Below are 12,724 nucleotides of genomic sequence, written 5' to 3'. Positions count from 1 at the left end.
TTCCCTTTGGAATGACGAACGTATATCATGCCCCTCGTCGGCCGACCCTGGCAGGATCGCTGCAAGGAGCAGGGAACGCTCAGCAGATGATGTGTACGGAAAGCAACAAAGAAGGTCGCCCCGTAGCGTTGAAGGTTTTGGGAAAAGGGGACGGCAGGTGTTTAGGTGTTGAAGTGAGGAGGTGTGAAAGTGCCAGACGTCCCAACGTCGTACCCGCACTCTTTAGCACTCAGCCCTTCGCACTTAGCCCTTCGCACTTGCAGTTATAGATTCGCCAGCCGCTCGGCATTTTCTTCCGCACGGAGGGCGTTGATGATCGGGTCGAGATCGCCGTCGATGATGTCCTGCAGCGCGTGATTTTTCTCGCTCCCCTCCAGCCGATGATCGGTGACGCGATCCTGCGGGAAGTTGTACGTGCGGATTTTAGCCGAACGATCGCCACTTCCGACCTGCGAGCGACGGGCCTCGTCCCGCTCCTTGCGCTGCGCCTCAAGCTTTTTCTCATACAGGCGCGACCGCAGCACCCGCATGGCTTTCGCCTTGTTCTTGTGCTGGCTCTTCTCGTCCTGGCACGACACGACGGTATCCGTCGGCACGTGCGTGATCCGGACGGCCGAGTCCGTCGTATTTACCGACTGACCGCCGGGGCCCGTTGCGCGGAAGGTGTCGATCTTAATATCGGCCGGATTGATGTCCACGTCTACCTCCTCCGCTTCGGGGAGCACGGCAACCGTCGCTGCTGACGTGTGAATGCGGCCGCTCGACTCCGTCTCTGGAACGCGCTGGACACGGTGAACGCCACTCTCGTATTTGAATGTGCCGAACACGCCCTTCCCCTGGACACCGAAAACAACCTCCTTGAATCCGCCCTGCGTCCCCTCGGCAATCTCCATCACCTCGTACTTCCAGCCCTTCTTCTCTGCAAACTTCGTGTAGAGGCGAAAGAGATCGCCGGCGAAGAGTGCGGCTTCGTCTCCACCCGTGCCCGCACGAATCTCGACAATGGCGTCCTTCTTGTCCTCTGGATCCTTCGGAATGAGCATCATCTTGAGCTCATGCTCGACCGACGGCAGCCGGGCGGTCAGTTCCTCCAGCTCGTACTGGGCGAGGTCCTTCATTTCGCCATCTTCTGTCTCCACGAGCTCCTCCAGGTCGGACTTCTCCTGCAGCAGATTTTCATACGTTCGAATGGCTGCAACAACGTCCCGCAACTCTCCATGCTCGCGACCTAACTCTTGCATCCGCGAGGAGTCGGTGGCCACTTCTGGATCGGCCATCAACTGCTCGATCTCCTCAAAACGGCGTTTTATCTTCTCTAGCTTCTCTAATTCGATCATGTACTGCGCGTCGCTCTAAATCGGCAGGGACGGGGTCGGATTGCAATTTTCGGTGTACGTCTCCGCGGGTCGGAGGTTCGCCATCATGCTCACATCCAGGCTTGCTCCTTCTACCCGATTCGAGAGCGTACAGACGGAGATAACGCGAAGACAAACCCGGTCCAGCGAGGCGATTCAGGAACGCTACGGCGACGTCGAATGTCCGACGCGACAACCGCCCCGAAACGTACTTCCGGATTAGAACGACACGTTCTGCACACATGAGTGGAAAGGATGTCCGGTCGATTGTTACTTTTACGTCTATTATTATGACGGGTGACAGTGTGGACGATACGTGAAGCCCTTGGCTTTCGTCCGCGATCAACCCGACCTCCTTTTCCCCTATACAATCCCGACGCCCCCTACTATGAGCGACGGCGCAGGTGCAATTTTTGGTGCTACATTCTTCCTTCTCTATCTCGGCCTCATCGCGATCGTGCTTGCATCGTGGTGGAAGATTTTCACCAAGGCAGATAAGCCTGGTTGGGCAGGGATTGTCCCTATCTACAACGCAATCGTATTGATGGACATCATCGGGCGACCTGGCTGGTGGTTCATCTTGCTGATGGTCCCCCCCCCCTCACCTTCATATTTGGCTTCATCGTCTGCATCGACCTTGCGAAAAGCTTCGGGAAAGGATCCGGTTATGGCATTGCCATGGTGTTCTTGCCGATCATCATGTTCCCCCTCCTGGCGTTTGGTGATGCAGAATACCAAGGCCCTGCGGCCGCAGATGCGGGCACGGCGAGCGCTACCGCATAATGCCCTGAACATCGTTAACTAAACGCCCGATGTGCCTCTGAGCACGTCGGGCGTTTTCTTTGCGGCTAGCGCGGAGATGTAAGAGAAACCACGCGCCGCTCCAGCCTGTCACGAATCTCCTGCCTGAGCCGATCGGGTTCATCTACATCCATCGCGTGGATGTAAAGAGCAGTATTCCCACCCTCGACATCCAGACTCAGTGTGCCTGGCGTGAGAGAAATCAGATTCGCCAGTAGCGTGACTTCCACATCCGATCGAATAATAAGAGGCACTCGAACTACAGCGGGACGCACCTTCAAGCGCGGGTTCAGAACGTCAATAGCCACGCGGATGCTCGACCACACCAACTCCCAGACGTAATATGTGAGGAATGCAAGGACTCGCCACAATCCCCAGTAGTACGCAGACGGCCCGAGAACAGGCCGCGCGATCAACACCACGAGGTATCCAAGCACAAACCCAACGGCAAGTGTTGCCGCGGAAAAAGACCCGTTCACCGCTGCCCACGCTGCGGCGAGAGCGAGATTTAGAAAGAACAGGTTCATCGGCTTTCGTTCGTTGTTTGGGTAGTCATGTGTTTACCCGGGTTACGACCTGTCGCATGCGTGCCCCCTGGCCACGCACCCTGCTTTAGATGTCTCAGACCGATCCGGCTCGACGCGGTCTGCGCCTCTATCGTTCAGCCACGGAGGCCGGGCCGAGGACGGCATCGACGTAGGCCTCGGGAAGCAACAATTCACCTGCCACCCGGTCGGCAGCCACGGCCAGAGGCTCTGCATAGAGTCCGATCGCGAGTGTCACGCCGGCTAGGAGAACAACCGGCGCCACCATCCAGATCAGCGACCTCGTTGAGGCAATGGATGAGACATTCACTTCACTGATCTCGGCTACGTCCCGCGTCAGCGGCTTCCAGAACGCCTCATTCCAGATTTTCGTCATCGAATACAGCGTCAACAAGCCGACAGCCAATGCAATCGCCACGGCAATGTATGCCTCCGCTTCCAGCCCCGCTCGAATGATCACGAGCTTCGCCCAAAAGCCCGACAGCGGAGGTAAACCCGCGAGCGACAGAGCCGGAATAGAGAAGAGAATCGCCAACCAGGCCTTCGACCTGTACAGACCGCCGAGCGATGTCAATTCGAACGTGTCCAGGTACCGGTGCGCGATGCCGCTGACGAGGAAGAGGTTCGTTTTGACGACGATGTGGTGCACGATGTAAAAGACGGCGCCAAGCAGGGCGAGCGGGGTGAACAACGCAAGCCCGAGCACCATGTAGCCGATCTGGCTGACGATGTGAAACGACAACACCTTTCGAAACTCATACTGTGCCGCCGCACCGAGCACGCCGGTGACCATGGTCAGCAAGGCGATTCCCAGAAGAAGCCCGTGCGTGTATCCGGTATCCTGGGTAAACAACAGGGTGAACACGCGAATCAGGGCGTAGACCCCCACCTTCGTGAGCAGCCCCGCGAAGATAGCCGATACAGCCACGGGCGGCGTGTGGTAGGAAGCGGGAAGCCAGAAGTACAGCGGAAAGATCGCCGCTTTAATCCCAAACGCAATCACGAACAACATGGCTATGGTCGTCACCACTCCCGGTGCATCGACACCGGGAAGGCGAACAGCAAGATCAGCGAGGTTGAGCGACCCGGTCAGTCCGTAAAGGAGTCCGATTGCGGCGAGAAAACAAAGAGAGGACAGCAGGTTGATGATCACATACGTACTCGCGCCGCGGAGCTGCTCCTTCTCGTTCCCCTGGACCAGAAGAACGAACGAGCTGATCAGCATAATCTCGAACCAGACGTACAGGTTGAACAGGTCGCCCGCCAGGAACGCTCCGCTCACGCCCATGATGAGGGCATGATACAGGGGGTAAAACCCGTACTTTTCGCGCTCGTCGTCAATTGACCCGATCGAGTAGATAGCCACCGCCAGCCCGGTCAATCCGACGATGAAGAGCATGACCGCACTGAACAGATCGGCCACGAGTGTGATGCCAAACGGGGAGCGCCACGATCCCACATTGAAATGCAGGATGCCTCCCTCCCACACCATTGAGGCGATCAGTATGGACACGACAAGTAGTGCCGATGCCCCCAGTATGTGGAGCACCCGCTGTACCCAGACGGCCCTCCACAGAAGAAGCGTCGCCACCATCGTGGCCAGAGGCACGAGAATCGGGAGAATCAGTACATCTGCCATCTCACTCCATCACGGTTAAAGCGTACGAAGGATGCTGTCGTCGGACCAAACGTTGGTCGACCGACCGCGAGTAGACCATGCTAAGCGGCCTCACCACGTTTCTCAGCGGCGATATCGGCGTCCATGGTGCCGAGGGCGGTATACGTCCGATACACCAGAACGAGCGCGAATGCGATCAGACCAAAGCCAATCACGATCGCGGTTAGAATCAGAGCCTGGGGAAGCGGATTCGCGGCCCCTGCCCCCAGCGCCACGTTCCCGGCCTCAACGAGAGGCGGTGCTCCTCGGCGCACGCCTCCGGCCGTCAAGATCAGAATATTGACTGCATTGGATATCAAAATGAGCCCGAACAGCATACGGAGCATGCTGCGACGCAACAGGAGGTAAATCCCTGCAGCCGTCAGTATGCCGACCAAAATAGCGAGTGTGGTTTCCATCGCAGTACGTAAGGTTGAGTCGTAGTGTCGACATCAAGACCCGATGGGATTCATTCGGGCCTCTCGGTCACGTCATGGGGAGTTCTTCTGAATCGATCGGTACGTCGGGCACCCGGTCGGGCGCCGATCGTGAACCCTCGTGTGTCGATTCATTGGCCTGGCTCCTTCCGGGGGCAGAGAACGAGCTATTCTCCTCTCCGCCGTCCGTCGTCAACGCCTCAAGTGAAAGCACCATCGTCAGCACCACGCCGACCACCGTAATAAAGACACCGATGTCGAACAGAAGCGGTGTTCCCAGCTTGAGCGCCCCGGAGTCGCCGACGCTCACCCAGAGGCCCGTGAGGAACGGTTGTCCAGTCACGACAGCGAAAAGGCCGCTCACAAGCGCCACCGCGAGCCCGGCACCGACGAGGATGCGCGGAGCAACGCGGAGAATGCGCTGCGTTCCTTCGGCTCGATAGGCAATCGTGTACAATACGAGGGCCGCGGCCCCGACAAGCCCACCGATGAAGCCTCCTCCTGGCTCGTTGTGCCCTCGCCAGAGCAAGAACAGCGACGCAAGCAGGAGCACACTCATCAACAGGCGTGTACCCGTTTGCAATACGACGGACGGCTGAGGCGACGGAATGCTCACTGGAAGTTGCCCCTTCATCTTCAGAAGAACCAGAACGCCGATGGCGGCAACGGCAATGACGGCCACTTCGCCCAGCGTATCCAGTGCTCGGAAGTCCACAAGAATGACGTTGACGACGTTGCGCCCAAAACCACCGGGCACGGCGGTTTCACCGAAGAAGTCAGACAGGTGACGGCTAATCGGTACCTGGTTCACGGCGAGCAGCACGGTGGTCACGAGTGCTCCGGCCCCGATCGCGATCGCGGCATCGCGGACTCGGCTTCGCACGGACTCGAGCACCGGCTCATCCGGCAGATTGTACATCAACATCAGTACGAGCACGACGATCAGGATCTCTACGAGAAACTGCGTCATCGCAAGGTCGGGCGCGCTGACGAATACGTAGAGCAGAGCTACGCCGATGCCGACCACACCGAGGGCGGTGACGGCGACGAGACGAGAGCGAACCACCGTCACTGCAACCGCGGCGATAACAGTCATCCCGACGACGATCAACTCGATCGGTTGCAGTGAGGGCACGGGCACGACCAGACCCTCGCCGAACCAGAGATACGTGCCGCCGACCAGAAAGAGGATCGTCAGGACGATGGATCGCAGGTACGTTCGCAGGCTTCCGCCCTCGAAGAAAGCTGTTTGCCATTTGGCGACCCGCGGAAGAGCCGCCATGCCCCATACATACACAGCCTGCGGTCCGAACGAACGTAGGCCGTCGAGCCGACGAATGCCCGCACGAAGCGTCTCAACTTGCCAGGCTCCGATGACACCGAGCACGATCGTGATCACGCTCAAGACGAGCGCCGTATTCAGGCCATACCACAGCGAAAGCTGAATCGGCACGGCTTCGCCGGCCATGGCATCGACGGCCGGACCGACGATCCCCGCAAGCAGACCCGGCGCCAGACCAAACAGAAGGCCTGCCGCTCCGAGGATAACGGGTCCCAACCACATCGCGACTGGCGCTTCGTGCACGGCCTTCGGGCTCCGTGCGCGACCGAGAAACGGCCCAATAACGAGGATCGCTACGGCGACCACCGTTAGTGCATTCGCCACGACAGCGACAGATGGAAGCACCCAGCTCATGCCCTCGACGCCGAGCTTTGCCTTATACGTGAGTTCCTTCGCAACGAACCCGAAGAGCGGTGGCAAGCCGGCCATGGAGAGGCCGGCCAGTACCGCGGCAGCGAACGTGTACGGCATTTTACCCCGAAGCCCGCTCACCTCCCGGATGTCCCGCGTCCCCGTCTCGTGGTCAACGGCACCGGCGACCAGAAAGAGGACGCTCTTGTACAGCGAGTGAACGATCAAAAACACCACGGCCGCCTTCAACGCCGACGGGTAGCTCAGGCCGATCAGCACGACGAGCGTCCCGAGCGCTGTGATGGTCGAGTACGCCAGCACCTTTTTCAAATCCGTGTGTGCGACGGCTGAAATCGCGCCGAGCAACATCGTCGCGCCCCCGACAAGTGTCAGCGTCCAGGTCCATGCGGGCGTTCCTCCGAGCACGGGATCCAGTCGAGCAAGCAAGTACACACCGGCTTTGACCATCGTCGCCGAGTGCAGGAACGCGCTAACGGGCGTCGGCGCCTCCATCGCATTCGGCAGCCAGAAGTGAAAGGGCAGCTGGGCCGATTTCGTAAACGCGCCGACTGCAATGAGCACGAATGCCGGTAGATACAGGGCGTGCTGAGAAACGACACTCCCCGAGGCGAGAATCGCAGAGATGGATGTCGTTCCCGTCATCAGAGAAAGGAGCAGTACGCCAGCCAGCAACGCAAGGCCACCGCCGCCCGTCACGAGAAGGGCCTGGAGCGCAGCGGACCGAGCCGACTCTTTCTCATGCTTGTAGCCAATGAGCAGATAGGACGTAATGCTGGTTAGCTCCCAGAACACGAAGAGAGCAATCAGGTCATCTGCCAGGACGAGCCCGAGCATCGACGCCATAAACGCTATCAACGCCGCATAGAACCGCCCGAGGTCCGAATCCCCTTCCAGATACGTTCCAGCGTACGCGAGGATAGCCGTGCCCAGACTTGCGATGAGCAAGGCGAACAGCAGGCTCAGTCCGTCGACAACGAATGCAAACTGAATGTCGAGCGTCGGTACCCATTCCACGGTGACGCGACCGATACCGCCCTCCCAGATGACTGGTATCCACGTCGCAAAATAAACGAAAAGAGCTGCAGGAACGAGGCCAAGCACCCAGCCCGCGTGGCGACCCGTTCGCGAGACAATCCACGGAGCGCAACCTGCGATGAGAAATGTAATCAGAATGGCGAAAATCATGGCCCAATACGTAGAGACGGCAGTCAGGACATCGCGTCAGGCCCTCTGGACGCGTATACAGATGGTGCAGCCCGTATGAATGACCCGCAGAGGTCGATTCAAATCGTACGCGGCTGACGTCAGAAAGAAGGTGCGCCTCTTCTGCGTGAGGGTGGCCTTACAGACACATCTTCTTCAGGGGCCGGACTTCCCCATTCAGCCTCCGTCTCACCAGAACGACAGCTATCATCCGACCGAATGAATACAGCGAGTTCATCCACGAATGTATTCTCCCAGAGAACAACGTCGCCAGCGTAATAGGCAGCCCGAGCGATGACATGGGAAGCAATGGGTGCTGTCATCACGAGAAAGACGATGGTCGCGATGGCCTTTACCGCGACGCCCTCGCCCGGCACGGCCACCGCAACGGCTGTAAGCAGAAGGCCGGCCCCAAGCGTACCTGCTTTGGTCGCCGCATGCATGCGCATGAGCAAGTCGGGCAGGCGAACCAGCCCGATGGCTGCGACGAGCACGAATGCACTCCCAACAATCAGACAAAATGAGACAAGAGCAGTCATTTAACTTTTCAAGTTAATAGGCGAACGCGTTCGTGAATTCACGCCGTATAGAAAGGAGATTCATCGTGCAGTCGATTCGCGCGGCCGCGTATGGTCAGCGTCGTTTCTTGCCCCACGCGTCGGGGCTAGAGACGTGCTGGTTGCCGGTGTCGCATTCTCTTTTTGTGGTCGGATTCGCTCCACAAACCGTGCGAAGGCAACCGTACCGAGGAATGCGATCAAAGCTAGAACCATCGCTGCATCAAGCATCACGGCCGACTTGGTTGCCACGGTGTAGATGGCAATCAGTCCCACGGCGATGAACGATAGCATGTCGAGCGCGACAATGCGATCGGACAAACTTGGACCGTACAGAAGTCGGCCGGTGACGAGCAGAAGCGCGCAGCCAATGAGCAGATATGCGACGGTAATCATCAACGTGTCGGTATGTAGGCATGGAGCGGACGCACACTCAGACCTTTGCCGTCCTCTTTTTCTGATCACGCAACGAGCGGGCGACCGCGCGCTCACGGTCCACGACAGCGAGCACCGAGTACGTGCCGCCCATCAGAACAGCGCGCGTGATCGGACTGAGTGGCGCAGGGTCCGGCCCCGGCCGACTGTGGGCAGCAGCCACTACGAGATCCGCCCCGATTGACTCTGCGAACGTGGGGATCGCGTACCATGGGTCGGTCATGGTCACCTCCACGTCCACCGCATCCTCCGGTAGACCGGCGAGTCGCACGCGCTCCCACAACCAGGCGCGCATCGCGGGTAGCACCGTTCGCTCAATGTCGTCATTCATCCACGTCGACAGACCGGTCACGAACTCGCCCCCGGGCGTACGGCGGACCTTGCTTCGCAGCGAAAGATCGATGGCATGAAGGACCGTCACCTTCGTGCCGAAGCGCTCGTGCAACCGTCTCGCCCACCCAAACTTCTCGTACCATAGCTCTCCGGTGTCTACCGCGACGAGAATTCGCTCGATTGGGCCCTCCGGAAGATCTCGCAGGACAAGCACCGGGACGTATGTCTGCTCGAGAACCTGGACCAACTCGGGATTCACGGGCGATCGCGTATCTCCAGGCAGGCGGTCATCACTTACCACGATCAGGTCGGCTCGTGCATCCCATGCGGCGTCGACCACGGATTCGGACGCATCGATAGCAACGGCCTGGATCGGCGTTTGCGCACGGGCGATGCGGTCATCGATCCAGCGACGCGGTGCGCCCCCCTGCTCCTCCGCGCTGACCGCCACAGCGATCCGGTCGAGGTGAATGGGCGACCGCCGCCAGTAGGTCGACGGGACGAGAAGCACAGAGCAGGGCGCCTCCTGGATCAAACGGGCCGCTCGGCTACCATTCCAGAGGCGGTCGATGCCCTGACGGGCGGCCGTTGCGACGACGAGCCACTGTACGGTGGAGCCTCGCGCCCACTCGGTCAGACCAGAGACTGGATCCGCGCTGTTGACATCAATCACCGACACATCTACCTCCGACGGAAACACCTGCTCCGCTCTTCTCGCACTGACGTCAACCGGAGTCAGACCATCCCCTTCTGAATGTCCATGTACATTCACAAACGTGACCTGCGGGGCGCCGCCGAAACGTGGAATCCAGTCGCTCAACAGATGCACCAGCCCCTGGTCGGCAACCGTCCCGTCTACGGCGACGCCAAACTGCTCGACCGGCCAGATAAACGGCGAACGAACGACCAGACACGGTACTTCCGCTGACCGAACGATGCGTTCGGCCGTCGTGGCCTGAAGGCGTGCCGCTATGGACGACATCCGGGTATTTCCGATCACAACGAGATCGGCATGCACATGCGCTGCATGCACAAGGATGCCATGAAACGCCCGGTCATGTCGTACTTCGACGGACTGAGCGCCGCCGTACGGCAATACGCGACGAACCTGAGCATCAAGTGCCTCACTCGGCTCGACGGCATGACGATCCCACTCGGAGGCGACGTGAACGATGTGGAGTTCAGCCCCGGTGTTTTCGGCCAACTGGGCGGCCGAATGGAGAACGGCATCGCACCCGACGCTAAGGTCGGTCGCTGCAAGGATTGAATTCAGCTGTGTCATTTCTCAAAACGCATCTATCTGCATCCCTTGTACAGGTACGGACACAATGGAGCGCGATGGCCACGATGGCTATGCAAGCGCGGCTTGCGACGTACCTTGATCCCATATCCGCGTCGCGAAACGGGCGAAAATGGCGACTAGCCACTCAGCATCTCGCAGGATCGCTTACCTGCGTTCGACCGGGTTATCAAACCTCACCTCCGAAACGCATGGTAGACGTGTGACGAGAGGACACGAGGCTCGGAATCAACGTCGGACCCTATTCGATCAGACGTACAAGCCCACGCACCGACGTCACACAGGATGCCCTCCAGACGACAAGTAGGACAATTCACCCGTTCGGCGAAGTGACGCATGCAACCTGCAACATGCGACTGCAGATCAGCACACAATCGACGAGCGTTCGAGAAGAACTTCGCTCACAGACAGAATCCACGCCTCGGTTGAGCAATGAGGCTTGATGTGAACACCCAGACCAAAAGAGATGGAGAGCGTCATAGCGGTACCGCCAGTAACGTAAGAGGCCCAGGAGAAAATAGACGCCATTAAAGACGCCCATTAAAATTGAAATCCGTCTACCCCGATCCTTCATCTGAGTTTCCGGGATTTTCGACCCGTTAGGTGTACTATCGCAACGAGGGTGTTACACCGGTCGCCCCCCGCTGCCAGCGTATCCGACCGACCGACACAATGTCATCGTTTTCGGCACGGCAATGGCTGCGGTTTTTCGTATAGACGCATCACCCGTTTGCTTATACTCTGCGAGTTTTTGTTTCGGTGGACCCTCGGAATTTGCGCTTAACCGGTGTCCTCCTACATCTTGCACCCTGCCCACCTCCCCTCCATCGGTTTTCAATTCCTCATGCGTCTCATCGTTTGCGGTTTTGTCGTCGCGTGTCTCGCTCTCACCGGCTGCGGTGGGTCAGGAGCGGCGACAGAGAACGACGAGGATTCGTCGGAAGAAAAAAGTGAGTACACGGGTCCCCGCGGCTGGGATCGATCAACGACACGCACTCCCGGTGAGTCGGTCCAGACTCCGTTCGAGGACCCCGCAGCCTCTGGTGCAGGAGGCCCGGCCCAGCAGAAATACGAGCGGCCCTATGCCAGAGAGGATCTAAAGAACAGTGATCCGCTCGTCGTCCCTCGCAGCGGTCCGCCCCCATTTGAGGATCCTGGCGTTCCGCCTGTATCGGGCACGCCCATGCTATCGGGCGACGAACAATCCGTCCGTCTGCCGGCGGGTACGTTCATCATGGGACTCACGGACGCCGATCCGTTCAACATTCAGATTGCCGGTCGGAAGCGGGTCTCGCTCTCTCAATTCCATATCGACCGGTTCGAGGTTACGAACGAAGACTACCGAGCGTACCTGGACTCGATTCCTCCCTCCCGTCGCACGGCGGCCCGTCCGGACTCGACGGCATGGCAACAGGCCGATGTTCGCGTCGCATGGTCGCAATACTTCTACAGTGATCAGTTCGCCCAGCACCCGGTCGTAGCTGTGACGTGGAAACAGGCACGAGACTATTGCTCCTGGGCAGGCCAGCGCCTTCCGACCGAAGCGGAGTGGGAATACGCCGCCCGAGCAGGGATCGTCGGCGGGATTTACCCGTGGGACGGATTTTCTATCCAGAAGCAGGATGGGAAATTCCTCGCCAACTACGACCCGGGGCGTCGTGGAAAGGACAGCGACGGCTACGCATTTACCGCTCCGGTCGGATCATACCCCCCGAATGACTGGGGACTGCATGATGTGGCAGGGAATGTGGCGGAATGGGTCGAAGATGCGTACACGCCACGGTACAACGATCTGTCTGATTTCAACCCGCTCCATCGCGACGAGGATGAGTCGCGTCACGTCATCAGGGGCGGATCGTGGAAATCAAATGCCTTCCGTCTGGGCGTGGGGTTCCGCGACTTTCAGGAACAGTCCGCAGCCACACTTCGAATTGGGTTTCGGTGCGCCAACGACCGAGCGCGCGAAACGAAAAAAGCATCACCAACCTCCCCGACCGGCGGTGAATAACTGCTCCGATCGCACCAATGCGCACGCCGGCGTGGGTTGTCGGCGTGCGAGTCGATAGGATACAGGTGCCTCAGACGGTCTCCATTTAGCGGATGCGCCAGCCTCCGATAATCGTCGGGGCAAGCCTCAGCACGAGAACGTTTGAGAACCAGTTAGGCGGACAGCCTTCGGCCATACAGAGGTACAGACCTCCCGACGGTCGGTCGTCACGGTGCCTGCAAGACCAGGATCGGTTGATCTTGTGCATCCTGTCTGCTGCATCAACGCAAAAAGATAACCGGCCTCCCTATGATCGACATGAAGGGCTGCGCTTATTTCTTTGCGACTCATCCGCCAAACAGGTTCTGAACGTATAACGTTGGAACCTTTTTCTGCCCGG

10 protein-coding genes are annotated in these 12,724 nt (G+C 59.0%); 2 read left to right on the top strand and 8 right to left on the bottom strand.

The features are described from left to right. Positions 1-263: 263 nt before the first annotated feature. Positions 264-1,337, bottom strand: a complete 1,074-nt coding sequence (gene prfA / locus CRI94_RS00680; RefSeq protein WP_098073739.1) for a peptide chain release factor 1 — start codon at positions 1,335-1,337, stop codon at positions 264-266. 406 nt (positions 1,338-1,743) lie between these two features. On the opposite strand from prfA, the gene CRI94_RS18115 reads away from it, so the two are divergent. Continuing rightward, positions 1,744-2,160, top strand: coding sequence for a DUF5684 domain-containing protein (locus CRI94_RS18115; protein ID WP_218919331.1), 417 nt, complete (start codon positions 1,744-1,746; stop codon positions 2,158-2,160). A 43-nt stretch (positions 2,161-2,203) separates the two neighbouring features. Here CRI94_RS18115 and CRI94_RS00670 read toward each other — a convergent pair whose 3' ends face one another. The 7 genes from CRI94_RS00670 to CRI94_RS00640 all read right to left on the bottom strand — a co-directional run bounded on the left by CRI94_RS00670 (position 2,204) and on the right by CRI94_RS00640 (position 10,319). After that, on the bottom strand, positions 2,204-2,683 hold the full coding sequence (locus CRI94_RS00670) for a Na+/H+ antiporter subunit E (RefSeq protein WP_098073738.1): 480 nt from the start codon (positions 2,681-2,683) through the stop codon (positions 2,204-2,206). Positions 2,684-2,810: 127 nt separating this feature from the next. Further along, the gene (locus CRI94_RS00665) at positions 2,811-4,340 is read right to left on the bottom strand and encodes a Na+/H+ antiporter subunit D (protein ID WP_098073737.1); all 1,530 of its coding nucleotides are present in this window, start codon (positions 4,338-4,340) and stop codon (positions 2,811-2,813) included. 80 nt (positions 4,341-4,420) lie between these two features. Next, entirely contained in the window at positions 4,421-4,777 is a 357-nt protein-coding gene (locus CRI94_RS00660) for an NADH-quinone oxidoreductase subunit K (RefSeq protein ID WP_098073736.1), read from the bottom strand. Between the two features lie 67 nt (positions 4,778-4,844). Beyond that, on the bottom strand, positions 4,845-7,694 hold the full coding sequence (locus CRI94_RS00655; protein ID WP_179862094.1) for a putative monovalent cation/H+ antiporter subunit A: 2,850 nt from the start codon (positions 7,692-7,694) through the stop codon (positions 4,845-4,847). Between the two features lie 119 nt (positions 7,695-7,813). Continuing rightward, positions 7,814-8,251, bottom strand: a complete 438-nt coding sequence (gene mnhG, locus CRI94_RS00650; RefSeq protein ID WP_098073735.1) for a monovalent cation/H(+) antiporter subunit G — start codon at positions 8,249-8,251, stop codon at positions 7,814-7,816. A gap of 60 nt (positions 8,252-8,311) precedes the next feature. Beyond that, positions 8,312-8,665, bottom strand: a complete 354-nt coding sequence (locus tag CRI94_RS00645; protein WP_098073734.1) for an MrpF/PhaF family protein — start codon at positions 8,663-8,665, stop codon at positions 8,312-8,314. A 37-nt stretch (positions 8,666-8,702) separates the two neighbouring features. Continuing rightward, positions 8,703-10,319: a universal stress protein gene (locus CRI94_RS00640; protein ID WP_098073733.1), complete on the bottom strand. Its 1,617-nt coding sequence runs from the start codon at positions 10,317-10,319 to the stop codon at positions 8,703-8,705. Positions 10,320-11,181: 862 nt separating this feature from the next. On the opposite strand from CRI94_RS00640, the gene CRI94_RS00635 reads away from it, so the two are divergent. Continuing rightward, positions 11,182-12,345 carry a formylglycine-generating enzyme family protein gene (locus CRI94_RS00635; protein WP_098073732.1) on the top strand — a complete coding sequence of 388 codons (1,164 nt, stop codon included), beginning with the start codon at positions 11,182-11,184 and terminating at the stop codon, positions 12,343-12,345. Positions 12,346-12,724: the final 379 nt, after the last annotated feature.

Source organism: Longibacter salinarum (assembly GCF_002554795.1).
GTDB lineage: Bacteria > Bacteroidota > Rhodothermia > Rhodothermales > Salinibacteraceae > Longibacter > Longibacter salinarum.
This window is presented reverse-complemented; position numbering and strand designations above follow the sequence as displayed.